This window comes from Arthrobacter sp. BB-1, from assembly GCF_006151685.1.
GTDB lineage: Bacteria > Actinomycetota > Actinomycetes > Actinomycetales > Micrococcaceae > Arthrobacter.
Map to the genome: position 1 here is coordinate 53,090 of NZ_VDEV01000044.1, position 25,744 is coordinate 78,833.

Annotated in this window: 22 protein-coding genes and 2 pseudogenes; 8 read left to right on the top strand and 16 right to left on the bottom strand. The window is 62.5% G+C overall.

Annotated elements, in window-relative coordinates; genetic code table 11:
• Positions 1-571: 571 nt before the first annotated feature.
• Positions 572-1,675 carry an IS110 family transposase gene (locus FHJ30_RS20885; RefSeq protein ID WP_139031166.1) on the bottom strand — a complete coding sequence of 368 codons (1,104 nt, stop codon included), beginning with the start codon at positions 1,673-1,675 and terminating at the stop codon, positions 572-574.
• A gap of 554 nt (positions 1,676-2,229) precedes the next feature.
• Between FHJ30_RS20885 and FHJ30_RS21485 the strand changes: the two genes are divergently transcribed.
• From FHJ30_RS21485 to FHJ30_RS20900, 4 genes and pseudogenes are all read left to right on the top strand, one after another.
• The gene (locus tag FHJ30_RS21485) at positions 2,230-2,400 is read left to right on the top strand and encodes a hypothetical protein (protein WP_171059161.1); all 171 of its coding nucleotides are present in this window, start codon (positions 2,230-2,232) and stop codon (positions 2,398-2,400) included.
• A 209-nt stretch (positions 2,401-2,609) separates the two neighbouring features.
• On the top strand, positions 2,610-2,810 hold the full coding sequence (locus tag FHJ30_RS20890) for a hypothetical protein (RefSeq protein WP_139031167.1): 201 nt from the start codon (positions 2,610-2,612) through the stop codon (positions 2,808-2,810).
• A gap of 217 nt (positions 2,811-3,027) precedes the next feature.
• Positions 3,028-3,189: pseudogene (locus tag FHJ30_RS20895) on the top strand (ATP-binding protein); the annotation flags it as partial.
• Positions 3,176-3,427: pseudogene (locus FHJ30_RS20900) on the top strand (transposase); the annotation flags it as partial. The pseudogenes FHJ30_RS20895 and FHJ30_RS20900, both read left to right, overlap by 14 nt.
• Before the next feature lie 544 nt (positions 3,428-3,971).
• Here FHJ30_RS20900 and FHJ30_RS20905 read toward each other — a convergent pair.
• From FHJ30_RS20905 to FHJ30_RS20965, 13 genes are all read right to left on the bottom strand, one after another.
• A complete protein-coding gene (locus FHJ30_RS20905) occupies positions 3,972-5,135 on the bottom strand; it encodes a proline racemase family protein (RefSeq protein WP_205677063.1) in 1,164 nt (387 codons plus the stop codon).
• Positions 5,136-5,468: 333 nt separating this feature from the next.
• The gene (locus FHJ30_RS20910) at positions 5,469-5,750 is read right to left on the bottom strand and encodes a hypothetical protein (RefSeq protein ID WP_139031168.1); all 282 of its coding nucleotides are present in this window, start codon (positions 5,748-5,750) and stop codon (positions 5,469-5,471) included.
• 79 nt (positions 5,751-5,829) lie between these two features.
• The gene (locus FHJ30_RS20915) at positions 5,830-6,579 is read right to left on the bottom strand and encodes an SDR family NAD(P)-dependent oxidoreductase (RefSeq protein ID WP_205677064.1); all 750 of its coding nucleotides are present in this window, start codon (positions 6,577-6,579) and stop codon (positions 5,830-5,832) included.
• Entirely contained in the window at positions 6,576-7,349 is a 774-nt protein-coding gene (locus FHJ30_RS20920; protein ID WP_139031169.1) for an SDR family NAD(P)-dependent oxidoreductase, read from the bottom strand. Before FHJ30_RS20920 ends, FHJ30_RS20915 begins: the two co-directional genes overlap by 4 nt.
• Positions 7,350-7,353: 4 nt before the next feature.
• Positions 7,354-8,829 (bottom strand): gamma-aminobutyraldehyde dehydrogenase, encoded by a 1,476-nt coding sequence (locus FHJ30_RS20925; protein WP_139031170.1) that lies wholly within the window; start codon positions 8,827-8,829, stop codon positions 7,354-7,356.
• A gap of 36 nt (positions 8,830-8,865) precedes the next feature.
• On the bottom strand, positions 8,866-9,942 hold the full coding sequence (locus tag FHJ30_RS20930; protein WP_139031171.1) for a proline racemase family protein: 1,077 nt from the start codon (positions 9,940-9,942) through the stop codon (positions 8,866-8,868).
• A complete protein-coding gene (locus FHJ30_RS20935; RefSeq protein ID WP_139031172.1) occupies positions 9,939-10,856 on the bottom strand; it encodes a dihydrodipicolinate synthase family protein in 918 nt (305 codons plus the stop codon). The genes FHJ30_RS20930 and FHJ30_RS20935 overlap by 4 nt, the downstream gene beginning before the upstream one ends.
• Before the next feature lie 62 nt (positions 10,857-10,918).
• Entirely contained in the window at positions 10,919-12,184 is a 1,266-nt protein-coding gene (locus tag FHJ30_RS20940; protein ID WP_139031173.1) for an FAD-binding oxidoreductase, read from the bottom strand.
• A gap of 52 nt (positions 12,185-12,236) precedes the next feature.
• Positions 12,237-13,046: an amino acid ABC transporter ATP-binding protein gene (locus tag FHJ30_RS20945; RefSeq protein WP_171059162.1), complete on the bottom strand. Its 810-nt coding sequence runs from the start codon at positions 13,044-13,046 to the stop codon at positions 12,237-12,239.
• Positions 13,047-13,102: 56 nt separating this feature from the next.
• Positions 13,103-13,843: an amino acid ABC transporter permease gene (locus FHJ30_RS20950; RefSeq protein WP_139031175.1), complete on the bottom strand. Its 741-nt coding sequence runs from the start codon at positions 13,841-13,843 to the stop codon at positions 13,103-13,105.
• Positions 13,844-13,862: 19 nt separating this feature from the next.
• Positions 13,863-14,711 carry an ABC transporter substrate-binding protein gene (locus FHJ30_RS20955; RefSeq protein WP_139031176.1) on the bottom strand — a complete coding sequence of 283 codons (849 nt, stop codon included), beginning with the start codon at positions 14,709-14,711 and terminating at the stop codon, positions 13,863-13,865.
• A gap of 459 nt (positions 14,712-15,170) precedes the next feature.
• Complete coding sequence (locus tag FHJ30_RS20960) at positions 15,171-15,764, bottom strand: short chain dehydrogenase (RefSeq protein ID WP_139031177.1); 594 nt, start codon at positions 15,762-15,764, stop codon at positions 15,171-15,173.
• Positions 15,765-15,772: 8 nt separating this feature from the next.
• On the bottom strand, positions 15,773-16,486 hold the full coding sequence (locus tag FHJ30_RS20965) for a GntR family transcriptional regulator (RefSeq protein WP_205677065.1): 714 nt from the start codon (positions 16,484-16,486) through the stop codon (positions 15,773-15,775).
• Between the two features lie 543 nt (positions 16,487-17,029).
• Between FHJ30_RS20965 and FHJ30_RS20970 the strand changes: the two genes are divergently transcribed.
• On the top strand, positions 17,030-18,529 hold the full coding sequence (locus FHJ30_RS20970; RefSeq protein ID WP_171059163.1) for a CoA-acylating methylmalonate-semialdehyde dehydrogenase: 1,500 nt from the start codon (positions 17,030-17,032) through the stop codon (positions 18,527-18,529).
• 77 nt (positions 18,530-18,606) lie between these two features.
• Here the strand turns inward: FHJ30_RS20970 and FHJ30_RS20975 are convergent, their stop codons facing one another.
• Complete coding sequence (locus tag FHJ30_RS20975) at positions 18,607-20,319, bottom strand: PucR family transcriptional regulator (protein ID WP_240793793.1); 1,713 nt, start codon at positions 20,317-20,319, stop codon at positions 18,607-18,609.
• 14 nt (positions 20,320-20,333) lie between these two features.
• On the opposite strand from FHJ30_RS20975, the gene FHJ30_RS20980 reads away from it, so the two are divergent.
• The 3 genes from FHJ30_RS20980 (at position 20,334) to FHJ30_RS20990 (ending at position 23,962) form a co-directional block, all read left to right on the top strand.
• A complete protein-coding gene (locus FHJ30_RS20980; RefSeq protein ID WP_139031178.1) occupies positions 20,334-21,680 on the top strand; it encodes an aspartate aminotransferase family protein in 1,347 nt (448 codons plus the stop codon).
• Between the two features lie 170 nt (positions 21,681-21,850).
• Positions 21,851-22,234, top strand: a complete 384-nt coding sequence (locus FHJ30_RS20985) for a YgjV family protein (protein WP_139031179.1) — start codon at positions 21,851-21,853, stop codon at positions 22,232-22,234.
• A gap of 231 nt (positions 22,235-22,465) precedes the next feature.
• Positions 22,466-23,962, top strand: coding sequence for a sodium:alanine symporter family protein (locus FHJ30_RS20990; protein WP_139031180.1), 1,497 nt, complete (start codon positions 22,466-22,468; stop codon positions 23,960-23,962).
• A gap of 677 nt (positions 23,963-24,639) precedes the next feature.
• On the opposite strand, the gene FHJ30_RS20995 is transcribed toward FHJ30_RS20990, so the two are convergent.
• Positions 24,640-25,743 carry an IS110 family transposase gene (locus FHJ30_RS20995; RefSeq protein ID WP_139031166.1) on the bottom strand — a complete coding sequence of 368 codons (1,104 nt, stop codon included), beginning with the start codon at positions 25,741-25,743 and terminating at the stop codon, positions 24,640-24,642.
• Position 25,744 lies beyond the last annotated feature (1 nt).

Below are 25,744 nucleotides of genomic sequence, written 5' to 3' on the forward strand. Positions count from 1 at the left end.
AGTCAGATGTTGGTCCAGCAGGGTGCTGCCGATGGCGGTGACCGCGAATGCCGCACCAATCTAAGCAGTTGATACCAGGCCGAGTCCGGCGTCGAAGGCTCGGCCGGCTACCCGGAGGGCAACGGCGTGCGGCGCAGCATCGTCGGAGACTTGGAACGTCGGTCCCTCCTTACAACTAGATGTACTAACCCGGTTGGTTGGTGACGCGGCTTATTGGTGAGGCGCGTCACCAACCAACCGGGTTGTACAGCTGATATGTAGTTCCGGCCTGTCAAGAGCATGGGGAAGCAGTCCCAAGGTTTAAGGCCCTCGGGACTGCTTCCTTTTAGTTGCCGGGTGAGCACGGGTGTTGGGTTAGCATGTCGTTGGCGACGGCGCGGTCAGACTGATATGCGCGGGTTGGTTACCGCAGGACGATGTGTTCGGCTGGAGGTTACCGCTGGTCTAGCAATATCGGGCGTGGTCCTTTAAGGGCTGCCCATAGCTGTATCGCGGGTTTACTCCACGCGCTGCAAGAAACCATTTACCCGTTGCATCCCCGGCTGTTTCCGTTCCTCGGAAGGAACGGAGGTCAGATAGGCGAATGTCGTGTTGCTGGGTTTCCGGTTGCCAGGGACCAGCACCAGCCGGAGAGCTCGCGGGCGATGGCAACGTTGGCGATGACGGGGCGCTTGCGGCGTTCGAGGTATTTGATCCAGCGTTCGTGCAGGCGCCGGTTTCCGGCGTGGCCGCGGATTCGTGCTTCGGAGTTGGCTTCTTCCCAGCGGGAGCGCATGAGCCGGGACGGGGTGTTGTATGGTCGGCGGTGGTGCCAGGCCGCTTCAACGAGAAGCCGGCGGGCGTGGCTGTTGCCAGTTTTCGTGATGGAGCCTTGGGACCGGGACGCTCCTGAGGAATGCTCAGTGGGAACCAGACCCAAATAAGCGCCGATCGTGGAGCCGGTGAAGCGGTCCCAGTCGCCGATCTCGACAGCGAGGCCGAACGCGGTCAGCGTAGAGATACCGCGCAAGCACTGTAACGCTCGGACTACCGGCGTGTATCCGCTTCCATATGCCATGACCGTAATCGCCTGATCGAGGCGGTCACGACGGTCAGAGATCTCATGCATGGCCTCCAGTGAGGATTCATAGGTCAGTTGTCGTGCCGGAGCATCAAAATGTTGGCGGGCCAACCACAGTTCGTGAGCTGCGGTCCATGCCTGCCCACCCGAATATACGATGCCCTGGCGCAACAAGAGCTTGGAGATCCGGTGCCGGGAACGCATCAGGTCCCCGCGGAGATCCTCACGGGAGCGGACAAGATCACGGGCTGCCTCCTGCTCTACCGAGGGGACCTGGACCGCGGTGATCTCACCGAGTTTGAGTAAGCGGGCCAGGTGCAGGGCATCTTTCGCATCGGTCTTGACCCGGTCACCGGAGGGGCGCTGAAGCTTCGACGGCGCCGCGACCACGGTATCGATGCCGGCAGATCCCAGGAACCTGGCTAAACCGAAACCTGTCGGGCCCGCCTCGTAAACGACTTTCACCGGTGGCGGCAGCGAGATGATCCAGGCAAGAATCTCATCCCGGTCAGGAGTCAGACGGTGCCGGAAAACTTCCCCGGTCAGACCGTCCAATGCACAGGCTACGACGCTTCGGGCATGGACATCCAGGCCCACGCTTGTACGCTCGAACATAGCTGGAACCTCCAAAATTTCAAATGTGGCTCTACCTGTCCGCCAAGTGTGGCAGGCAACCCACGTCTTGCTTTGAAAAGGAGGTTCCAGCCCCTCAAGACGGTCCTTCCGGGCCCTTCTGATAGAGGCCATCCACGCCGGCAAACGATCCGGAGCGCCCCCAAAGCAACACCCTGGGATGCCCCCTCCTCGGAACGGGGCGCTCCGGGATCGGCGGCGGCGATAATGGCCTTCAGAAGGACCTGGAACCCACAACGGGCCCAGACTCCTCCTAACTCATATCGTCTAGACGCCGCCGTCAGCGCCGCACGCGCGAAGGGAGACTCCTGTGGGGTTGCCCGCAAGTCGTGGACAGTTGATCAGGCGGCTTGTGCCGGCTGAGGGTTATTCGTGGTGAGGAATTGTTCGTGTTCCACCGGTGTGGTGTAGCCCAGGGCTGAATACAGCCGGGCCCGGTTGTAGAACTCCTCGATCCGAGCACGCCGAATTCGCCTCTGCGAAGTTGGAAACGTCTTGTTGCGACGTCTCAATTCCTTCGACAGTTAGTGAGAGTCATGAAGCTACAAGTTTCGATTGTTGTCGGAAACCCTAAGCCTAATTCTCGTACCCGCCAAGTAGCCGAAGCACTGCTGGCCAAGTTGCTGGCGACGGCCGACTATGACTTACAAGTAATCGATCTCGTCGACTATCTTGATGAAGTTTTGGTGCTGAAACCAGCCAGGTAAGTCAGGGTGCAATCACCAAACCCAGCCGGTCCCAGGGATCCACGAGCCCCCTGCGGAAGGCGAGGTGGCCAAAACAAACAGCACAACCCCGAAATACGCAGCGGCGCCCGCGGCGACTCGCCATAGGATTTTGAGGATCCAACACTCTTCCGGCGACCAGCCAGCCAAAGGCTTTACCGCCCTCATGTATTGGACGATGGAGACTAACAATGTTGACCGACAACGCCATTATCATCGAAGCCCAGGATCGCGCATCCAGAGATCTGCAGCTTGAGGAGGCGACCCGCCTGCTCACCGAGAAGGCAACGGACCGCGGCATTCTGGTTACCCGACACAGTTTCAGGTCATTTACTGCCACCCTGAGCTCCGGCGTTGAATACGGACTCATTCAGGAATTGGATCTGCTGTGAGGCCAAGTACGAACCCCGGCCGCTCCCTCTCCGCCGAGAACAAGTCCCCAGCAGATAGCCGGATATCTGCGGCGCTCAGGCGGTTGGCCGGCCTCCTGGACGGATGCCCGCTCGAACTTGCCCAAAGACCCGAGGACCTCAATGCCATCGCCTGGATGTGGCAGTCCATGGAAGATCTTGAAGCAACCATCATCGGTCTTAGCCAAAGTAATTTGCCAGACGTCTAGTCAGGCTGCGCCGCTACGGGCTGATCATCGTGGATGAAGTCGGCTACATCCCCTTCGAGCAGGACGCCGCGAACCTGTTCTTCCAACTCGTCTCGTCCCGCTACGAGCACGCCTCGCTGATCCTGACCTCGAACCTGCCCTTCGCCCGCTTCATCTGGAAATACCGTCCGTCATAGGCTCAACCGCGGCGGTGACAGGACCCTGAACAAAGCCCTTCACATGGTTGCTCTTACGAGGATGGCGTTCGATCCAGCGACCATCGAATACGTAGCGAAACGGCAAGCAGAAGGGCGATCCAAGGAAGAAATTCGTCGGTGCGTGAAGCGCTACCTCGCCCGACGGATCTACCGCACACTCAATGCCAACAGTCCCCAGCCATTGCTACGTTGACAACCATAGAAGAGTCGATAATGGATATTTCCGTCAACATAACCCGCCTCGGACAAACGAGATCTGGTGACTGTGTTCTGTCCACAGTTGGGGTCAATTCGGGTTATCCACGGCTGGAAAGTGGAAGCCGTTAGGGGGAGCTCCCTTAGCAGCAGTAGCGGTGGATAACCTATGAGAATTGTCCCCGGTTGTGGGCAGGAACCGGGCCCTCGGTCGGTTGGAGAACCAAATCCGTCGTTTCTGGTAATGACGTCCAAGACGCACCGTGTCAGGTTGGGGTGTATGCCGGACGTCGGTTAGTGATCTCCACGCCCGGTACAGCTGGATCGCTTAGGACTCCTGCAGCTCTGGATGGTCCTTCGGGGGCGCGGAGAGCTGTGGATAGCGCAAGAACCGCCGTTTCGCGGCTGCCCAATCACCATCCTGATTGTTTCCGGTCCAGCTGCCGAGAAGGGTGAGAGCGGCGGCTGCGTCGGTTTCCGGCGCGGCCGTATACAAGCAGTCTAAAAGCCCTTGCACGGCTACTACAGCGTCGACGTCGCGGTCAGTACTCCGCTTTCCACGGTTTACCCACCACGAAGCCCTCCTGAAAAGGGTCGGAGGGATCCAGGACGAGTTGGTTGAAGGAGGTTATCCATGCGCTTCCGGAGATACTCGGGACTACAGCCTCGTAGGGACCGACAGTCACGATTTCTTCGATACGGGCGTCGAACTGACTACCGATGATTGATTCGTGCCGGAACAGCTGCCCCGCCTTCAGTTCTCCTCGCGAGTGCAGGAGGGCGAGGCGGGCTGACGTTCCAGTACCGCAGGGCGACCTGTCCAGCCTGCCAGGGGAGACAATCACTGCGTTGACGGACCTAATCATCTGCTCACCGTCCGGTCCCGCTTCGCGAAGAAGCGGACCGGTGAAGGAGGTATTGGTAATGCCTGGAATAAGGGGATTCAACGGGTGGCTTACGTCGAGTTGCTCTGCCGCAGCCTTCTTAATGCGTTGTCCAAGGTCGTACAGCGTCGCCTCCTGAGTCACGTCGAGTGAAAGGCCAATGGATTCGGCGTCCACGAAGGCGAACGTCATGCCCCCGTAGGCAACATCAACGCCGATATTTCCCAGCCCAGGAACATCGATTTTGGCGTCCTGGTGATAAACGAAGGCGGGCTGGTTGACCAGCCTGACTCGTTGCACTTTTCCGTCGGCGCAGGTTGCTTCAATCTGAATCAGGCCCGCTGGGGACTCCAGCACCAGGTTTGTGGCTGGTTCCGTCATCGGCAGCATCCCCGTTTCGAGGAGTACGGTTGCGACACACATGGTGTTGGACCCCGACATTGCGGGGTACTCAGTGGATTCGAGGATGATGTAGCCGTAGTCGGCCTCGGGGTTGTTGGACGGCAACACGACGTTGGCGTTGTGCCACACGGCGCCGCGGGGCTCGCACAGGAGCAGCTTTCGTAGATCGTCTAGATGCTCTTCAAAGTGCACCATCTTGTCGAACATGGTTTGTCCGGGGACAGGGCCGACACCGCCGATAACGACCTTGCCGGATTCGGCTTCGGCGTGAGCATCAACCACGTTTAGCGTCCTGCTGAAACGCATGAGTGTCCTTTCCGTGCGCGTGTCTGCGCAGGTATTGTCAGGGGTGTCACCGGGTTCCGGTGCTGGCTGGGCGCAAAACTCTGCTTGGGAAAGGCTGAAAACCATCTCAGACATGGCAACTTCGTCTGGAACCCTATTTCAACCCAAGGCCGCAGCTGAGGTTATGGCTTGGGACCCGTGTCCTGTGAATTTTTGCCTTCTGAACTTGCTGCTAAGGCGGCGAGGTCCCTGAGCAGCTGCTGCCGTTCGCGTTCGCGACCATGAGAGCGAACGGGCAGCTCTGCGGACAGTCCTTTTGGTGAAGTCGTCACCCGAGACCGGCGCTGCGGCGAAGTGCGCACCGGCAAATTCCCCTCGCTAAACGGGTCAAAAAATTCAATGGGACCCATACAGGCTCCTATACGTTGTGCACCTCGATGGGATTGATATGCGACGTAGCCATCTGGATTAGGCTGGCTGAAGCTCAAGTCGACCGGATGAAGCAGTCGATGCATCCTCGTTCCGGTTCACCTTGTAATGAAAGCCGGTGCCTTCCTCGGTCGCCCAGGCTTGGTGGAACTCGGCCTTCTCGAAGAGACGCCTGCCTTCCACCGGTGAATGGACCCAAATGATCTGTGCGTCTTCGGTGACGGCGTCTACTATCCCGCTACAAATCACGGTCTGGTTCTGGCGGATTTCGACGTTGGCTCCCAGGAGGGTGCTCCAGTCCTTCACATGACGGTGCTGCATATCCGTTATTGCCTTTCCAGTTCTCTATGATGACAACGCTCTGTTGTAAGGGGCAGAAGGTAGTGGCCTGTTGGCGAACTCAGCGCACATAGTCCGCTCCGGTGATGTCGATGGTGGCCCCGGTCGTGTGCCGGGACCGGCCGGACGCCAGGAACGTGATCACCTCGGCGACGTCCCCGGGCGGGGTGACTTCGCCCAGCGGAAGCCCGGCAAGCATGGAATTTTCCGTGGAGATGTGCGCCGAGATGTCGGTCGCCACCCACCCCGGGGCCACGGCATAGGCGAGGACATTGTCCTTGGCGTAGCCGCGGGCAATGCCTTTGGTGAGGGCGAGCAGCCCGCCCTTTGCGGCGCCGTAGGCGAGGTGTTCGGCGTCGTCCCCGCGGTGCGCGGAGCGGCTGGTGACGTTCACGATGATTCCACCGCCCCGCTTCCGGAATCCTAGGATGGCTTCCCGGCACAGGTCGGCAGGGGCGAGGAGGTTCAGCTCGTAGTTGGCCTGCCAGCCCTGCCGCCACGCGTCGTCGTCGTCAATCTCCGAGGCCAGCCAGGCGCCGGCGTTGTTCACCAGGACGTCGACGCCGCCCCGCCAGCCGGCGGCTTCTGTCCAGACCCGCACGCGTTCAGCGAGGTCGCGCAAGTCGCCCTGCACCAGCAGCACTCGATCGCCGAGCCTATCCGCCGTGGCCTGTGCGGAGTCCTTGTCGTTCCCGTAGTGCAGCACTACGTGGGCGCCTTCACGGTGGAGGACCTCAACGGTCGCACGGCCGATGCCACGCGACGCGCCCGTGACCAGCACTGTCTTCCCGGCCAGCATTCCGGTGCTCATGCGACCGCCTGCGAGCCGGTGATTTCGATGACTGATCCGCAGATGTAGGGTGCTTCGTCGGAGGCGAGGAACGCCACCAGGGCGGCGATTTCCTCCGGTTTGCCGATGCGTCCGAACGGCACCAGCGCGTCAAGGTCGGCCACGGTGCGGCCACTTCGCGCGAGCCCGGCCTCGAGCATGGGCGTGTGGACCTCCCCGGGGGCGACGGCGTTGACCCGGATGTTGTGCGGCGCGTAGTCGCGGGCGAGGTTTTTGGTGAAGGCGACGACGGCGGCCTTGGACACGTTGTAGGCGATGTGGGCCGGTGCCGGGTATAGGCCCCACTGGGAGGCGGTGTTTACGATGGCACCGCCTCCCGTTTCGATCATGTGCGGGAGCACAGCCCGGCAGAGGTGGAACAGCGAATCCACGTTCACCGCGAACGACAGGTCCCAGTCATTTTCCGTCAGGGACAGCAGGTCCCCGCGGCGGTTGATGCCGGCGTTGTTGACCAGGACATCCAGCCGGGCCCGGTGGTCAATGACCTGCTGCACCGCTGCGGCCGAGGCCTCAGGATCCAGGAGGTCGAAGACCAGCGGCTGTGCGGTGAAGCCGTCACCAACCAGGGCGTCAGCGATTTCCTTCGCCGCGGGCTCGTTGGCGTCGGCGACGAAGACGTGTCCGCCCTCGCTGGCCAGCCGCCGGGCAATGGCGGAGCCGATGCCTCCGCCCGCCCCGGTGACCAGCGCCGTTTTGCCGCTAAAGCGCCCGGTGAGGCCGGTCGTTGTCATTCTCCTAGTCCTCCAGGGAGAAGATGGTGCGGTGCCAGCCCTTGGCCTGTTCGCCGGTGAGGTCGAACATGACGTGCTTGACCACGGTGTATTCGTCGAAGGAGTAGGTGGACATGTCCTTGCCGAAGCCGGACTGTTTGAAGCCGCCGTGGGGCATCTCGCTGATGATCGGGATGTGGTCGTTGACCCAGACGGCGCCGGCGCGGATTTCACGGGTGGCGCGCAGTGCCCGGTAGACGTCCTTGGTCCAGGCTGACGCGGCGAGTCCGTAGGGGGTGTCATTGGCCAGTTCGATCCCTTCGTCGTCCGTGTCGAAGGGGGTGACGGCGAGGACCGGGCCGAACACTTCGTCGCGGAAGATTTCGCTGTCCGGTGTGGCGTCAGCGACGAGGGTGGGGCGGTAGTAGGAGCCGGCGGCGAGATCGCCCTCGGGGGTGCCGCCGCCGATGACGCGCGCGTAGCCGCGGGCACGCTCCACCATGCCGGCCACGGTTTCCTGGTGCTTGCGGGAAACGAGCGGGCCGAGGTCCGTGGCGGGGTCAGCGGTGGGGCCGAGCTTGACCTTGGCGTAGAGGTCCGCGACGCCGGTGATGAAGTCCTCATAGAGGGAACGGTGGACGATGGCGCGGGTGGCCGCGGTGCAGTCCTGGCCGGTGTTGATCAGGGACCCGGCGACGGCGCCGTGGATCGCGGCCTGCAGGTCCGCGTCGTCGAAGACCACGAAGGGTGCTTTTCCGCCGAGTTCGAGGTGGACACGTTTTGCGGTGGTAGCGGCGGCGTCCAGGACGGTGCGTCCCACTGCGGTGGAGCCGGTGAAGGAGAGCATGTCCACGTCGGGGTGGCGCAGGAGTTCGGCGCCGACGGTGGAGCCGCGGCCGGTGAGGACGTTGATGACCCCGTCCGGGACGCCGGCTTCGGTGGCCACTTCGGCGAAGAGCAGGCTTGTCAGCGGGGTGATTTCGGCGGGTTTGAGGACGATCGTGTTGCCGGCAGCGATGGCGGGCAGGATCTTCCAGGCGGTCATCTGCAGCGGGTAGTTCCACGGCGATATGGACCCGATGACGCCGATCGCCTCGCGGCGGATGGAAGATGTGTGGTCCGCGGAGTATTCGCCCGTGGCCTTTCCTTCGAGGTTGCGGGCGGCGCCGGCGAAGAACGCGATGTTGTCGATGGTGCCGGGAACGTCGAATTCACGGGTGAGGCGGATGGGCTTGCCCGACTGGCGGGATTCCAGCTGGGCAAACTCCTCGGCGCGTTCTGCCATGAGCGCGGCGAATTTGATCAGGACGGCTGACCGCTCGGCCGGGGTGGCGCGGGACCAGCCCGGGAACGCATCCCGGGCGGCCTGTACGGCCGTTTTGACGTCATCGCTGCCGGCGAGGGTGATGGTGGCGACGGTGGTTCCGTTTGATGGATCGATGACATCCGCGGTTTCGCCGGTGGTGCCTTCGACGAGTTTGCCGTTAATGAACTGGCTCACTGACTCCTGCTTTCAAAGTGGTTTCAAAGATTGTGGTTAGGCGCCGGGCGCCCAGATGTCGCCCACCGTGTAGCCGGAGGGGAAGGGGTCGGTGGGGTCCAGGACCCACTGGCTGCGTCCGGTGACCCAGCCCCGGCCCGTGACGGTGGGAAGGACTGCTTCGCGGCCGCCCGCGGTCGCCGTACCTGTCAGGCGGCCGATGAATTCGCTGCCGATGATGCTGTGGTGGGAGAAGTCCTCGCCGATGGCCAGCTGGCCGCGGGCGTGAAGCGCGGCCATGCGGGCACACGTTCCGGTGCCGCAGGGGGAGCGGTCCAGCGCGCCGGTCCAGGTAGACGGGTCGGACGGGACAAGCTTGCCGTTGGACAGGACCACGGTGTTGCGGTCCTGCCGGCCGGCCACACGATCACCGGTGTGCAGCATGACCAGGTTGACTCCGGAAATGAGCGGGTTGTCCGGGTGGGTCACCTGGATTTGCTCCAGTGCGGCCATCTTGATCAAGGCACCGGCGCGGGCGAGCTCCTTGCCGTTGTCCGGGTGCAGGTCCAGCCCCAGGTCAGCGGCTTTGGCCTGGGCGAAGAACTGGCCGCCGAAGACGATGTCCACGGGCACGGTGCCGTAGTCCGGGACCTGCAGCGGGTGGTCGAGTTCGACGACAAACGCCGGGACGTTCACGACAGTCACCGACAGGACCTTGCCCTCGTGCACCTTCGCGACCGCCTGCACGGTGCCGACTGCGGTGTCGATAGTGACGACGGTTTCCGGGCCACGGACCGGCACAATGCCCTCTTCCAGCACCGCGGTGACAGCGCAGATGGTGTTGGACCCGGACATCGGCGTGAATCCGCCCTGCTCCAGGACCACGATGCCGAAATCCGAACCCTCGTTCACTGCAGGCAGAAGGATCACCGAGCACAGTCCCGGGTAGCCACGCGGCTCATGGAGCATGAGCCGGCGCAGCCAGTCCAGATTGTCCTTGCAGTACTGCAGGCGCTCCGCCATCGTCTCGCCCTGCACGAGGGCGGCAGCGGAGGTAAGGATCCGTCCCGGCTCGCCTTCGGCGTGCACCTCGATGGCGTCGAGGGTGATTGTGGTGGCGGAGCGCTGGATCATGCTGCCACTGCCGGGAGGACGCCAGCGTTCTGCAGGATGCCGGCGAAGCGCTCACGCTCTTCGGCAGGCAGGGGGAGGATGGGCAGGCGGGCCGGGCCCACCGGGTGGCCCAGGAGTTCCAGGCCCGCCTTGATACCGGCCACGTAGTTCACGGACTCGAGGAAGTCACTGATGGCCCAGAGGTGCTTCCACAGCTCGCGGGCGCGGACCAGGTCCTTCTGCTCGGCCAGGGCTTCCCAGAATTCGACGGCGAGTTCCGGGACCACGCCTGCGGTTCCCCAGACGGAGGCCTCGGCGCCGGAAGCGATGCCGAAGAACGTCAAGGTGTCCCAGCCGTTGAAGGCCTTGATGCTGCCGGTGTGGTTGGCAAGCAGCTCGGCCAGGCCCACTGCGTCATCAGAGGTGTTCTTGATGTAATCCACCCCGTCGATTTCGCCCAGTTCGGCCAGTTCGGCTGCCGTCAGCTGGATGCCGGTGGCGCCGGGGACGTTGTAATAGACGATCGGAATGGTGATGGATTCCGCCACAGCGGACAGGAACGCTTTCAGGGTGCGCAGGTCCAGCGGATCGTAGAACGGCGGAACCAGCATGATGGCGTCCGCGCCGACAGTCTCGGCGTGCCGGGCGAGGTCGATGGCGCCCTGGGTGGACAGTGCACCGATGCCGGCCACCACCGGGATGCGGCCGTCGGCGCCCTTGACGTAGAGCTCGATGACGCGGCGGTATTCCTCGGGTGAGAGCGTGGTGAACTCGCCGGTGGTGCCGGTGGGGACGATGCCGTGGATGCCGGCGGCGACCAGGCGCTCCACCTGGGCCTGCAGGGTGGCCTCGTCGATGGCGGTGCCGTCCTCGGTGAACGGGGTGGTGACGGCGGCGAGGATGCCGCGGAGTTCCTTCTTGGTGCGTGCAGACATTCTGGTGTTCCTTTCGGGAAGTGTTCAGGCCACGCAGGTGCGGGGCAGGAATTGGGATTGAGTTAGTGGGCGGGAACCGGGTGTTGGCGCTGGACGCCGCGGAACCGGTCGGCCCTGAAGGGCTGAAGGGTCGGTGCCATGCGGCCGCGCACGATCAGGTCGGTCAGGGCTCCAGCGGTGCCGGGGGCGAGGGTGATGCCCATCATGCCGTGGCCGGTGGACACGTAGGTGTTTTGCAGGTGGCCGAGGTAGCCGATCACGGGCAGGCCGTCCGGCGTCATGGGCCGCATGCCGGCCATCGGGGCCGGCTTTGGGGCGGGCGCCTCCCAGTTGTGGAAGTACTTCGCCGGGGCGCGCAGGATCGCATCAACGCGGACCTGGTTGATCTTCTCGTCCAGCCCGCCGAATTCCATGGTGCCCGCGAGGCGGAGGCGTTCGTTGAAGGGGGTCACGGCGACCTTGGCGTCCCAGAGGTTCACCGCGCTGCGCAGGCCAAGCGCGGGAACTTCAACGCTGTAGCCCTTGCCCGGACGCACGGGAAGTGCCACCCCGAACTGCTTGGAGAGGTTGCCGCTCCAGGCGCCGGCGGCAAGGATGAAGTTGTCAGCGGTGTAACGGTTACCGCCGCTGTGCACCGCGGCGACTTTGTCCCCGTTGCGCTCCACCGAATCGATCGGTGAGTTCTCCACAATCTTGACACCCAGTTCCACCAGCCGCTTGTGCAGCGCGGCAGCCATGGCTCCCGGGTCCACGTGCCGCTCCTCCGGGAAGTAAATCCCGCCGAGCACGCCGTCGGTGAGCAGGGGCTCCTGCTCGTGCACGGCGTCCCGATCCAGCACACGTGGCTGGCGTCCGTACTGTGACGCGAGATCCAGGTTGTCGATGTGGTGGTCGAAGTTGTCCTGCTCCATGAACGCCATGAGCAGCCCGTTCGTGTGCATTTCGAAGTCCATGCCGTCAGCACGGTACTCGTCAAAGATCTGCAGGGTGTCCGCGGCAAGGCGGAGATGTCCCTCAAATCCCGCCCGCTGGTCCCGGGCATTGGACTTGCGCCACATGCCAAACATGAACTTCAGGAACTCCGGCTGGAGTGAAGGCTTGATGTAGAGCGGGCTGTCCGGGCGGAGCATCCACTTCATCGATTTGAGTACGACGCCCGGTCCTGGCACGGGCGCCGATTCTGCCGGGCAGATCCACCCTGCGTTGACCTTTGACGCGCCCAGGCCGGTAGCCCGGGCATCGATGACGGTGACGCTCTCACCCTCGCGGGCGAGGTGGTAGGCCTGTGTCAGGCCGATAACGCCGCCGCCAATTACAACGGTATGCACTGTATTTCCTTTCTTGGTCCCTTCCATGCCCGGCCCGCGTAGCGGGCTTGGCCTAGAAACGGACGGCGTCCACGAACTTTTTGAGGTCTTCGTTGTCGCAGTTGTCGAATGCAGCTTCAGGGGTCGCGTTGACGGCGATTTCTCCATCGTGGAAGAAGACCACCCGGTCCGCTGCCTTTGACGCGAAGGCCATGTCGTGGGTGACCAGGGCCACCGCGATGCCGTCTTCTTCTTTGAGGCGGCGCAGGACGTCGAGAACCTCGGCTGCCACGGGCGGGTCAAGTGCTGAGGTGATCTCATCGCAGAGCAGGAGCTTGGGCTTCATCATCAGGGCCCGGGCGATAGCCACGCGCTGCCGCTCACCGCCGGAGAGCTGGGTGGGCCGGCTCAGGATGTGGTGTGCCATGCCGACTTCTGCCAGCGCCGCCTCTGCCCGTTCCCGGGCTTCGCCGGCGCCTACACCCCGCGTCTTCTTTGGAGCAAGGACGAGGTTGTCCAGCACGTTCATGTGTGGCCACAGTGTGTAGGTCTGGAAGACCATGCCCACCTCGGAGCGGACCCCTTCCCACAGCTTGGTGCGCTTTTTCTCAGCGAAGACCGTCTGGCCATCGACAATGATCTGGCCTTCATCGGGGTCGGTGAGTCCGGCAAGTGCCCGAAGGAGGGTGGATTTGCCGGAGCCGCTCTTGCCGATGATGACGGTGATGTCACCCTTGTTCATGGTGAAGTCCACGTTCCGGAGGATCTTCCGGGGTCCAAAGCTCTTTTGGAGGCCGCGGGCTTCCACCAGCACCTGCCCGTTCCCGGACTCGGCCGGTGTGTGCGCTGGAGCTGCCACCTGAATGCCCTTCTGTTCGCTCACTTCATTGTCCTTCTGCGGAAAGTTGGTGGGAACCTCTGGGGTAAGTGCTGAATGACTCATCGTGCCACCGCCACTCGCGCACCAGGCATCATCCGAGCCCAGATCCCGGAACGGGAGGCCCCGCCGAGTGCCGCGTTGTTTTGCATGCGGCGTTCGATGGAGCTGGTGATCAGGGAAATCGGGAAGGCGATTGCGAAGTAGATGAATGCTGCCAGGGTGAAGATCTCCAGCGCCCGGTAGTTCTGGGCAGAGATGGTGTTCGCAAGGAACATCAGGTCGGCGACGGCGATGGTTGAGACCAATGCCGTGTCCTTGAACAGGGAGATGTTCAGGGACAGGATGACCGGCAACTGCTGGCGCATGGCCTGGGGAACGATGATGTATCGCAGCTGCTGGAAGCGGTTGAGCTGCAGCATCCTGCCGGCCTCTACCTGTTCGACCGGAACCGACTGGAAACCGCTTCGGTAGGTCTCTGCCATGAACGCGGTGAGGTTGGCAGTCAGGGCGATGATTGCCGAGGTGTACCCCGGCAGCGTGACACCGGTGAGGGCGGGCAGTGCGTAGAAGATCCAGAAGAGCTGGACCAGGAGCGGTGTGCAGCGGAAGATCTCGATGTATCCTTGGGCTGTCCAGCGGATGACCTCGATCTTTGACATGCGGGCTACCGCTACGGGTATGGCCAGGATCATGCTGATCACAATGGTGATGACCGTGATTTGAAGCGTAATTCCCAAGCCTTCAAGCATGCGGGGCAGGGCACTTGCGACCACGTTCCAGTCGAAGTTATATCCGTTCATGTCGGACTCCTAACGGAGGCTACTTCTTGCGAAGGTCGCCAAGGTTGTCGATTTCGACGTAGCCGACCTTGGCGTAAGCCTGCGCTAGCTGACCGCTCTTTTGTGCACGCTCGATGGCGATGTTGACGATCTGGAGGGAGCGCGGGTCGATGGTGGCGGGAACGCCGTAGGCAGCGGACGCAGAGTAGATTTCAGGTTCCGGGACGATGATTTTCAGGCTGGGGTCGGCCTGTGCCTGGGATTCTGCGGTGGGCAGGTCGGTGAATTCGGCGATGGCGCGGCCGGACTGTACGGAGGAGATGGCGTTGGAGTAGCTGTCCACGGACATGATGTTCGAGGTGTGGCCCTGAAGTGCCTTTTCCGGTGCGGAACCTTGGGCGGCCGTGATCTGGCCACCGTTAGCCAGCAGATCTTCGACAGTCTTGAACGGGGAGTCTGCCTTGACCACGAACACGCCCTGGTACTGGTACACGGGGTCGGTGAAGCCGATTGCCAGGGACCGCTCCACCGTGTAGTCCAGGTTAGCTGCGAAGTCGTAGCGGTTAGCCTGCAAGCCCGCGACGATGTTCTTCCATTCGGCGGCTACCGGTACCAGTTTCACGCCGAGCTGGTTCGCCAGATCCTGCAGCGGGATCAGGTTCGGACCGCCGAGGGTGCCGTCTGCCTGCTCGACGGTCATGGGGGGTGCGATGGCTACGCCGACGCGGAGTTCGCCGCGCTTCTTGATGTCTTCGATGAAATTGCCTTGGGCTGAGCCGGACGTCGCTGATGCGCTGTTTCCACGGAAGCCCGAGCCGATGTAGCCGCCGGCGATGGCCACCACGATCACGGCCAGGACTGCAAGGACGATCTTGCTTGTTTTGGTCATTGTCTAAAACCCTCTTTACGGGAATGGGGTACCGGCTGGCGGAGAAGGAATGCAGTGGACCGGCCAGCTCGAAGGGGAAATTTTGGTTCTGGCTAGGGCAAGGTGCCTTGCAGTGCCAGGAGATCGAGGGGTTCAGCGAGGTAACGCCGCCCCCGGTGGTTTGGTTGTTTTATTGTCTTACAATCAGCGGTGTGGGTCAACAGTAACCCTGTGACCGGGACCACGTCCAGTACCTTTGTGAAAATTCCCTGCATTCACGAAATAGTCCGGTGACGTTCGTCCCGTGTGTACGCGGGGGAGTAGCTGCTGAAGCGGTGAGATTCCCCTGGGATGTAAATTGCGCGTAACGCTGCAACTCGATGCTTTATGCGGGGACAAAAAAGAGGCTGGTACTCCACGTGTGCGTGGAGGACCAGCCTCTTTTTTACGCGACCAGCAGCTGCTGGCCGATGCACGGCTCTAATCCAGGGCGTATACCTGTCCTGTTTGAATGCCCTCAACCGACTTCACGTACGCCCGCCCCACAGTCTCGGCAGGGACCTGGGAGAAGCCGGGGAAGTAATCGTGGTAGCCGGTGGCTTCGGCCAGCACTGAGGGGCTCACGGCGTTGATGCGGATGCGCCGCGGCAGTTCGACCGCTGCGGCCATGACAAAGGACTCCAGGGCGCCATTGGCGAGGGAGGCAGCCGCCCCGGTCAGGATAGGCTCGCGCGCAAGCACACCCGTTGTCAGAGTGAAGGACCCGCCATCGGTGATGTGGCTGGCGCCGATCTGTACCAGGTTGACCTGCCCGAGGACCTTGTCCTCGAAGCCTGCCCGAAAGTCCTTGTCTGTAAGTTCGGCAAGGGGCTTAAAGGGAACGGAGCCGGTGCAGGAGATGACAGCATCGACGGTGCCGACCTCGTGAAACATGCGCTGGATGGAGTCCGGCTCAGACAGGTCCACGGCCACCTTCCCCGAGCGCGATGCTTCGATGACCTCATGGCGTTCTCGAAGTGCGGAAGCCGCCGCGGAACCAAGCAGGCCGTTGGCGCCCACAATCAGGATCTTCATACGCTTTGTTACTCCTTGGGGGATTCGGTGTTCAGAAGGGGGATGAGTTCCTCGGCGCTTCGGATCGTATGTTCACTGAAGGCCTTCCTGATGATCTCCAGATCCTTGGTCCGGATCGCGTCAACCAGCTTCTCGTGGACACGGTGGGCGCGTGCGGGGTCAGCCCGAGCTGCCTGGTCCTGAGCGAGAATAATGGTCAGATGGGCTTCCGTGACGGGCCAGAGGCGCAGCAGCAGTGCGTTCTCGGACGCGGCCCAGAGTTTGCGGTGGAAGGTGACGTGGCTTTCGTGCCGGATGACCGGGTCCGGGTCCATCTCCACCTGGCTGTATTCGGCCCAGCTTTCTTCAACCATGCGCATGCGCCGGCCTGACTCGTCTTCGACGATGGCGGTCACGGCGAGCATGTCCAGGGCCATCCGCGTATTGGCCAGGTCCATGATGGCGGCCGCATCAAGGGTCGCTACGCGCAGTCCGCGGTAGGGTTCTTGGACCAGGAGGCCTTCCTGCGCCATCTGGTTAAGGGCTTCGCGGACCGTGGGGCGGCTGACGTTCAGCCATTCCGAGAGCTGCACCTCGGTAAGCTTTTCTCCCGGTTTGATGGTGCCGAGGACCACGGCGCGGCGGATCTCATTGATCACGCCGTCCCTGCGGGAGACCGAGGCTACGGGGGACATCCTCAAGGGCAGCGACATCGGCTCTGGTGACAGGTGGGTTTCCGCCATGGGCTTCCCCAATACTAGAAGTCTGGTCTACTGAGTGCAGATTGTCAGACAAGCCTATCGGGTTTGCGCGCGCTCGTAAATGGTGAGTCTAGCGTGCAAGCTCGCTGGACCTCACAACTGTCGGCCCGGCACCGGCCCGCGACAACTCCTGCGGACGCCATAGGACCGGCGCGCCACCGGATGCTGGCATGACGCTTCCTTCGCCGATAAATCTGGGTGGCTCAGCCTGACCGGAGGCAGGGGATGGTTGCCACCATCCACTCTCCGGGCAATGTTCACCGGTCCGCACGGCGGGGCGCTCTACCGAGACGGGAGGGGAAAGGAAAACGCGGCGTCGTTTCATAGAGGCTCCTGATGTGGGGGACGCGGGCTTGTATGACCCACGGTATTAGCGGATCCTCCAATCCCAGACCTGTACATATGTCGTGCACGGCGATCCACAAACGCCATATGTATGGTCCCTCAGCAGCTCTCGGGTCACTAACGTTGCAGCCAAGCCACTCATGGCAACTCCCCAAACTGGAAGCGAGAAGAAGCGTGTCAGTGAACCAAGAACTTCCCGTGCTGTCCCACTGGATCGGCGGAGCCGAAGCGCTCTCCTCCGGAGACCGTACGTCCCCCGTTTTCGACCCCGCCCGCGGCATTGAAACCAAGCGCGTCGCCCTGGCCAACGCCTCAGACATTGAAGCTGCCATCTCCTCGGCGCAGAAGGCATTTCCGGCCTGGCGGGATATGTCCATCACCAGGCGCCAGCAGATCATCTTCCGCTTCCGTGAACTGCTGAACGAGCGCAAGGGTGAACTCGCCCAGATCATCACCTCCGAGCACGGCAAAGTGGTTTCCGACGCACTCGGCGAAATCACCCGCGGCCAGGAAGTCGTCGAACTCGCCACCGGGTTCCCGCACCTGATCAAGGGCGAGCACTCCGAAAACGTCTCCACCGGGGTGGACGTGTACTCCACCAAGTCTCCGCTCGGGGTCGTGGGCATCATCAGCCCGTTCAACTTCCCGGCCATGGTGCCGCTGTGGTTCCTGCCGATCGCCATCGCCGCCGGAAACACCGTCGTGCTTAAGCCCAGTGAAAAGGACCCGACGGCCGCCAACTGGCTCGCCGAACTGTTCTCCGAAGCCGGCCTGCCCGACGGCGTCTTCAACGTCCTGCACGGCGATAAGGAAGCCGTTGACGGCCTCCTTGAGCACAAGGACGTCAAGGCCATTTCGTTTGTCGGTTCCACCCCCATCGCCCAGTACATCTACGAGACCGCCGCCCGGAACGGCAAGCGTGTCCAGGCCCTTGGCGGCGCCAAGAACCACATGCTGGTCCTGCCCGACGCCGACCTCGAACTGACCGCTGACGCCGCCATCAACGCCGGCTTCGGATCCGCCGGTGAACGCTGCATGGCCATCAGCGTGCTCGTCGCCGTCGAACCCGTCGCCGACGCCCTGATCGAGAAGATCACCGCGCGGATGTCAACACTGAAAATCGGCGACGGCCGCCGCAACTGCGACATGGGACCCCTGGTCACCAGGCAGCACCGTGACAAAGTCGCCTCCTACATCGATGTTGCCATCGAGGACGGCGCCAAGGTCGTCGTGGACGGCCGCGGCATCAACGTGGACGGCGACGAAAACGGCTTCTGGCTCGGCCCCACCCTGATCGACGAAGTTCCCGTCACCTCCCGCGTCTACATCGAAGAAATTTTCGGCCCGGTCCTGTCCGTCGTCCGCGTCCGCACCTACGAAGAGGGCCTGGACCTCATCAACTCCGGCGCGTTCGGCAACGGCACCGCCATCTTCACCAACGACGGCGGCGCGGCCCGCCGCTTCCAGAACGAGGTCGAGGTGGGCATGGTGGGCATCAACGTGCCCATTCCCGTGCCCGTGGCGTACTACTCCTTCGGCGGGTTCAAGGACTCCATCTTTGGCAGCTCCAAGGCCTACGGCCTGCAGGGCTTCGAGTTCTACACCCGCGAAAAGGCCATTACCTCCCGCTGGCTCGACCCGAGCCACGGCGGCATCAACCTGGGCTTCCCCCAGAACTAGAGCAATAACAGATCTCAGGAACCTGGCACTGGCTCCTGGCATGAAAGCCTCCGGCGTACGCCGGAGGCTTTCATGCTTTATAACCCCACGTGACCACTGCCATCTTCCAGGAACTGGACAGCTGCGAAGAGCTCCAGCCGGTCCCGCATCCCGTCCAAATTCAACCCAAGGATTTTTCCGGCGGCATCGATCCGGTTACGCAGCGTATGCCTGTGAACCCCCATTCGCCGCGCCGTCTTATCCCAGACGCAGTTGTTGGCAAACCACTCCCGCACGGTGTCCAAAAGCTCCGTTCCTTCAGCTGTATCGTGTGCGATCAGCGGCTGCAGCAGCCCGCGCGCCACAGCGCCGGCCTCGTCCTCCCGCAGCAGGCCCAGCATGCCGCCTTCGGACAGCTCGGAAAATGAGACGACAGGTTTTCCCACTTCTACAGCCCGGTTCAGAGCCCGCGTGGCTTCTTTCAGGCCATTGGCGATCCCCTTCATGTCCGTCTCGGACGAAACACCGGCAACTGAGCCGTGGCGCTGGAGAAGTTCCAGGACCTTCTCCTGATGGGGGGTCCCGGCCAAAACCACCAGGAGCTCACCGTACACGGCATAAAACACCGCCCCGCGGTAGTCGTCCGCCAGCAGTTCCAACGCCTCGAGCAGGTTCGGTGCCTGGTTCTCCTGCCGCGCGGCCGTCACGACAAGAGGTTCGCGGGGGAGCTGGCCCCACACCTGCCGGGCCGTCCGCACCGCGACTTCCGTACTGCCGGCCAGCAACTGCTCGAAAACGCCCGCCCGCAGGAGCCGGCGTGCCGTATCGAGGGTGCGGGCCTGCTCGAGCGCCAGGCTGGCGAGTCCGATGACGCTGTTGACAATATCCGCCCTCGCCGGATCCAAAGGCTCCATCGCGCCCAACACCAGAGCGCCCCGAAGATTCCCCTTCCGGCCCAGGGTCTGCAACGTGACAGGCTGACCGCCGACATCCAGGTGCGAAGCGGACCGCGTGCCCAAATCCAGGGCGCTTCGCACCCTCGCGGTCACCTCAGCGGTGATGTCGGAGGGGACCGGCCGGTTCCTGGGCATGCGAACGTAATTACCGGCAGCATCGTAAAGAGCCACCCAGCTGTGCAACTGCCTCTCAAGCTCACCCAGGATCGACGTCAGGCCGTCCGGCCGCAACGCTGCGCGGGAAATAGCCCGCTGCGCCTGCAGCGACCACTCGGCCCGGGCGTGCTCCTCCCGGGCAATGTAATCGGCAACCATCCGGATAATCGCGATGAACGGGGTCCGGTCCGGCACCTCCAGCAGCGGCAGGCCCTGATTCCGGCACGCCGCCTCCAGCCCCGGCGGCAGCGCTCCGTGGATCACCTGCGTCGCGAAACCCAAACCAACAATGCCGTGATCCACCAGCCGGCGGACATACTCCTCGTATTTAGGGCCGGAGGACACTTCCAAAAGCTCGCGGCTCCCACCGGCTTCCGCCGTCGTCACCCCCGCCGCGCCCAGGGGGAACTGCGTGCCGTCTGTCAGCAGCAACTGTCCGGCGTCCAGGAACGGCGTGGGGTCCTCCAGGTCCGAACTGTGGACCCAGCTGATCGGCCGCTCCAGTTGGGGAGCGCCCAGATCAGGCACAACAAGCCGGAGCTTCAGAGAACGGCTGCGGAGGAGAACATTCAGGCTTGGTGGCACGCGCACCCCTTGTAATGTCAAAACGTCGAGCAGGATTGGATTGATTGTACAAACGTATACAGCAATCCATGCTGCCGGAACCGGATGATTGAAGGAACTTCCCCATTCATCCACCGAGAGGAACCGTCATGGTCGTCAGCCCGGTCGCCCTGGACGCAGCAGCAACAAGCACAGACCTCAGCAACGCCGATGTCGTGGCCCTGGACCGGGAGAATGTCTTCCATTCCTGGTCAGCCCAGAAGTCCCTGAACCCCATGGCAATCGCCGGCGGCTCCGGCAGCGCAGTGTGGGACCACGACGGCAACACCTACCTGGACTTCTCCAGCCAACTGGTCAACACCAACATCGGCCATCAGCACCCCAAGGTCATTGCAGCCATCGCCCGCCAGGCGACAAGCCTGGCAACGGTGGCGCCGGCGGCTGCAAACCATGTCCGGGCAACCGCCGCCGCCAAGATCCTCTCGCACGCACCTGCCAACATGGAAAAGGTCTTCTTTACCAACGGCGGTGCCGACGCCAACGAAAACGCCATCCGGATGGCGCGCCTGCACACCGGCCGCGACAAGGTCCTCTCCCGCTACCGCTCGTACCATGGCAATACCGGCGCGGCGATCGCGGCCACAGGGGACTGGCGCCGCATCCCCAACGAATACTCCCGCGGCCACGTACACGTTTTCGGCCCATACTTGTACCGCTCCGAATTCTGGGCGGAAACCCCCGAACAGGAAACCGAGCGCGCACTGCACCACCTGCGCCGTGTCATCCAGGCCGAAGGCCCGCAGTCCATCGCGGCGATCCTGCTGGAAACAGTCCCCGGCACCGCCGGTATCCTCGTCCCGACCCCCGGTTACCTTGAAGGCGTCCGGGCGCTCTGCGACGAGTACGGCATCGTCATGATCCTCGACGAGGTCATGGCAGGCTTCGGCCGTACCGGGGACTGGTTTGCCTTCGATGCCTTCAACGTCACCCCGGACCTCATCACCTTCGCCAAGGGAGTGAACTCCGGCTACGTCCCGGTTGGCGGGGTCATCATCTCCGGCGAGATCTCAGCAACGTTCGACGAGCGCGTCTTTCCCGGCGGGCTGACCTACTCCGGCCACCCCATAGCCGCAGCGTCCATCGTCGCGTCCATCGAGGCCTTCGAAGAAGAGGACATCATCGGCAACGCCGCACGGATCGGCCGGGATCACCTCGAGCCGGGCCTCACAGCCCTGGCCGCCAAGCACAACGTCATCGGGGAAGTCCGCGGACGCGGCGTCTTTTGGGCGCTCGAACTCGTCCAGGACCGCGCAACCCGCACCCCGGTCACTGCCGACTACATGGGCCGGCTCAAAGCCGAACTCCTGCGCCTCGGACTGTTGCCCTTCCTCGCAGACAACCGCATCCACGTAGTTCCGCCCGCTGTCGTCACCCCGGATGAAGTAAGCCGGGCGCTGCACATCTACGACCAGGCCCTCACAACAGTGAAGATCTAGCCGCAAAATTGGAGTGCCCTCAGTCATCGGACATGACTGAGGGTGCAGCGGCCGCGCTTCAGTAGCGACGGCCAGACCCTGTACGCCAATCGGTGGCCCCCTGCCCTTGTGCAGGGTCGGTAGGGAAAGACAGTGCCTCCGCTGACAGCGGGCCATAGGAAAAGGACGCCTTGGAACTGCTCTGGGAAATCACCGGCTGGGCGGGGGCGACAGCAATACTCAGCGCCTACCTGGCTATCTCCATGAACTGGATACAGGCAGGCAGGGCCTTCCAGACCGCAAATCTCCTCGGCGCCTGCGCCTTCATCGTCAACAGCGCATTCCATGGAGCCTGGCCATCTGTTGCCACAAATATTGTATGGTTCCTCATTTCCGGCGTCGCCCTTCTTCGCCTGCATATGCCGAAGTCCCCGGCCACCCCAAGTAGTCAGGTGCTGGACGTTCAGCCCGCCGGCAGCGCAGATACAGCCGGTCAACTCGGAGTTGGTGACGTTCTGAAAGGGGCTCCGGTCAACGGCGACACAGTCCATCGCGATCCCATCACTGTCCGGTAAAACTCGAGCTCGTCCCAACTCCTTCCCGGGACGGCGACCGCGGTTGGCATGACTCAGGTCACATGCTAAGATCACAAACGATTGCCTGACAATCAGACATCTCAGGCAGCTTTAAAAGCGACATCTTGATCCACAGCCCCGCCACTCAATGGGCTCATGGCTCAAACCCCTCGCATGCATGGCAGGCCTGTTCAATGAAGACGGGCTTCGGTTGTGCAGAAGGAGCATCACGTGCAAGCACTCCTCGACACTATTTATGACCTCATATGGAATCCGCTGGTCTACGTCACGCTCATCAGCGGTCTGGCCTTCACTATTGCCACGCGAGCCGTGCAGGTAAGGCACCTGCCGAACATGGTGAAATGCCTTTTTGGACGGGCCAACTCTGATACAGGGACCTCGTCCTTCCAGGCATTTGCGATGGCTTTGGGAGGACGGGTCGGTGTAGGAAACATCGCCGGCGTTGCCACCGCCATCGCCTTCGGTGGGCCGGGAGCACTGTTCTGGATGATTGCCACTGCCATAATCACAGCCTCAAGCGCGTTCATCGAAGCCACACTCGGGCAAATCTACAAGGTCAAGTCCGAAGGTGAGTACCGAGGCGGCATCCCCTGGTACATCGAAAAGGGTCTCGGCCTGAAGTGGCTCGCCGTTACGGCCGCCGCCGTAGCGGTGCTTTGCTATACACTCCTGATCCCCGGGGTTCAGTCCTCAACCATCGTGACCTCGCTCGCCACTGCCTTCAGCATTCCCACCTGGATTTCAGGCCTGATCCTCGTGGCCCTCACCGCTCTCGTTGTCTTCGGCGGCACCCGACGCATCGCAGCCTTCGCAGAGAAGGCCGTCCCAGCCATGGCAGCGGCCTACGTACTGCTGGCCATTGTTGTCCTGATCGTAAACTTCCAGGCCATCCCCGAAGTCATTCGCCTGGTGCTGTCCTCGGCATTCGGGACAGATGCAATCTTCGGCGGCATGATCGGCGCCGCAATATCATGGGGCGTCCGACGCTCGCTGTACTCCAACGTCGCAGGTGTTGGCGAAGGCGCCTTCGCCGGCGCGGCCGCTTCGGTCTCCCACCCGGTCAAGCAGGGACTGGTCCAATCGTTCTCTGTCTACATCGACACCGTGCTGGTCTGCTCCGCAACAGGGGTGATGATCCTGTCCACCGGCGCGTACAACATTCTGCCCGAGGGCCAAGGCGCACTCGTCGAAAACCTTCCGGGTGTAGAGGCGGGCGCAGGATTTACCCAAGTTGCCGTCGACACCATCATCCCCGGGGTGAACCTTGGCGCCGGGGTTGTAGCCATCGCAATCTTCTTTTTCGCCTTCACCTCCATCCTGTCGTACTTCTACTACGCCGTGACGAACATCGTCTACCTGACCGGCGGTTCACGGGGAGTTCTGGCCCGCATCGTCCAGGCCGGAGTGCTGCTCTCGGTCTACCTCGGCACGGTACGCAGCACAGAAATGGCATGGACACTCGGCGACATCGGATACGGCATCATGGCATGGTTCAACATGGTCGCCATCGCCTTTCTCTGTCCGATAGCTGTCCGCGCCCTGCGCGACTACGAACGCCAGAAGAAGCTCGGGCTCGACCCCGTCTTCAACCCCGCCGCCGCAGGCATCAAGGGGGCCACGTTCTGGGACTCCCCGGATGCACCAGCGCACCTACATGCCACCGCAACGACAGACCCGGTGGTTCAGCACCCTCAGCCGGGGCGATAAACACTACCCGCAGGCTGTAGCCGGCACCCTTTTGTCGCATGCGGCTGGAAAGCACGAGGGCAACAGCAGGAGCTGAAAACTTTGTTCGGTTAGCGGACAGCGCCTCCTATCGGCTTGTAATTGTCGGCGGCAGCGGAACCTCTTCACCTCTCCGACGTCAATGAACGGCGGGTGGTAGCTCTCCACTCCGTCAGGAGATCTCTCCGCCGACTTCAGGGGGCTCGATAGGCTCAGGCCTGAGTCGCTGAGCTCGCGATTACTTCCACCAAGTTTCCGTGCGTCCTGCGGCCCGCACCGTAAGGGCAATTCTGCGGCCGTTCGCGGGCCTCCTAAGTACCGCCGAACAGCAAAGACAGCTGATATGTAGTTCCGGCCTGTCAAGAGCATGGGGAAGCAGTCCCAAGGTTTAAGGCCCTCGGGACTGCTTCCTTTTAGTTGCCGGGTGAGCACGGGTGTTGGGTTAGCATGTCGTTGGCGACGGCGCGGTCAGACTGATATGCGCGGGTTGGTTACCGCAGGACGATGTGTTCGGCTGGAGGTTACCGCTGGTCTAGCAATATCGGGCGTGGTCCTTTAAGGGCTGCCCATAGCTGTATCGCGGGTTTACTCCACGCGCTGCAAGAAACCATTTACCCGTTGCATCCCCGGCTGTTTCCGTTCCTCGGAAGGAACGGAGGTCAGATAGGCGAATGTCGTGTTGCTGGGTTTCCGGTTGCCAGGGACCAGCACCAGCCGGAGAGCTCGCGGGCGATGGCAACGTTGGCGATGACGGGGCGCTTGCGGCGTTCGAGGTATTTGATCCAGCGTTCGTGCAGGCGCCGGTTTCCGGCGTGGCCGCGGATTCGTGCTTCGGAGTTGGCTTCTTCCCAGCGGGAGCGCATGAGCCGGGACGGGGTGTTGTATGGTCGGCGGTGGTGCCAGGCCGCTTCAACGAGAAGCCGGCGGGCGTGGCTGTTGCCAGTTTTCGTGATGGAGCCTTGGGACCGGGACGCTCCTGAGGAATGCTCAGTGGGAACCAGACCCAAATAAGCGCCGATCGTGGAGCCGGTGAAGCGGTCCCAGTCGCCGATCTCGACAGCGAGGCCGAACGCGGTCAGCGTAGAGATACCGCGCAAGCACTGTAACGCTCGGACTACCGGCGTGTATCCGCTTCCATATGCCATGACCGTAATCGCCTGATCGAGGCGGTCACGACGGTCAGAGATCTCATGCATGGCCTCCAGTGAGGATTCATAGGTCAGTTGTCGTGCCGGAGCATCAAAATGTTGGCGGGCCAACCACAGTTCGTGAGCTGCGGTCCATGCCTGCCCACCCGAATATACGATGCCCTGGCGCAACAAGAGCTTGGAGATCCGGTGCCGGGAACGCATCAGGTCCCCGCGGAGATCCTCACGGGAGCGGACAAGATCACGGGCTGCCTCCTGCTCTACCGAGGGGACCTGGACCGCGGTGATCTCACCGAGTTTGAGTAAGCGGGCCAGGTGCAGGGCATCTTTCGCATCGGTCTTGACCCGGTCACCGGAGGGGCGCTGAAGCTTCGACGGCGCCGCGACCACGGTATCGATGCCGGCAGATCCCAGGAACCTGGCTAAACCGAAACCTGTCGGGCCCGCCTCGTAAACGACTTTCACCGGTGGCGGCAGCGAGATGATCCAGGCAAGAATCTCATCCCGGTCAGGAGTCAGACGGTGCCGGAAAACTTCCCCGGTCAGACCGTCCAATGCACAGGCTACGACGCTTCGGGCATGGACATCCAGGCCCACGCTTGTACGCTCGAACATA

What these genes read in the sequence shown, in the direction of transcription:
- FHJ30_RS20960 (WP_139031177.1), bottom strand. Translation starts at nt 15,764, where the DNA reads ATGAAGATCCTGATTGTGGGCGCCAACGGCCTGCTTGGTTCCGCGGCG.
- FHJ30_RS20950 (WP_139031175.1), bottom strand. Translation starts at nt 13,843, where the DNA reads ATGAACGGATATAACTTCGACTGGAACGTGGTCGCAAGTGCCCTGCCC.
- FHJ30_RS20915 (WP_205677064.1), bottom strand. Translation starts at nt 6,579, where the DNA reads ATGAGCACCGGAATGCTGGCCGGGAAGACAGTGCTGGTCACGGGCGCG.
- FHJ30_RS20980 (WP_139031178.1), top strand. Translation starts at nt 20,334, where the DNA reads ATGGTCGTCAGCCCGGTCGCCCTGGACGCAGCAGCAACAAGCACAGAC.
- FHJ30_RS20920 (WP_139031169.1), bottom strand. Translation starts at nt 7,349, where the DNA reads ATGACAACGACCGGCCTCACCGGGCGCTTTAGCGGCAAAACGGCGCTG.
- FHJ30_RS20955 (WP_139031176.1), bottom strand. Translation starts at nt 14,711, where the DNA reads ATGACCAAAACAAGCAAGATCGTCCTTGCAGTCCTGGCCGTGATCGTG.
- FHJ30_RS20890 (WP_139031167.1), top strand. Translation starts at nt 2,610, where the DNA reads ATGTTGACCGACAACGCCATTATCATCGAAGCCCAGGATCGCGCATCC.
- FHJ30_RS20910 (WP_139031168.1), bottom strand. Translation starts at nt 5,750, where the DNA reads ATGCAGCACCGTCATGTGAAGGACTGGAGCACCCTCCTGGGAGCCAAC.
- FHJ30_RS20885 (WP_139031166.1), bottom strand. Translation starts at nt 1,675, where the DNA reads ATGTTCGAGCGTACAAGCGTGGGCCTGGATGTCCATGCCCGAAGCGTC.
- FHJ30_RS21485 (WP_171059161.1), top strand. Translation starts at nt 2,230, where the DNA reads ATGAAGCTACAAGTTTCGATTGTTGTCGGAAACCCTAAGCCTAATTCT.
- FHJ30_RS20935 (WP_139031172.1), bottom strand. Translation starts at nt 10,856, where the DNA reads ATGTCTGCACGCACCAAGAAGGAACTCCGCGGCATCCTCGCCGCCGTC.
- FHJ30_RS20995 (WP_139031166.1), bottom strand. Translation starts at nt 25,743, where the DNA reads ATGTTCGAGCGTACAAGCGTGGGCCTGGATGTCCATGCCCGAAGCGTC.
- FHJ30_RS20905 (WP_205677063.1), bottom strand. Translation starts at nt 5,135, where the DNA reads ATGTCTGAGATGGTTTTCAGCCTTTCCCAAGCAGAGTTTTGCGCCCAG.
- FHJ30_RS20965 (WP_205677065.1), bottom strand. Translation starts at nt 16,486, where the DNA reads ATGGCGGAAACCCACCTGTCACCAGAGCCGATGTCGCTGCCCTTGAGG.
- FHJ30_RS20930 (WP_139031171.1), bottom strand. Translation starts at nt 9,942, where the DNA reads ATGATCCAGCGCTCCGCCACCACAATCACCCTCGACGCCATCGAGGTG.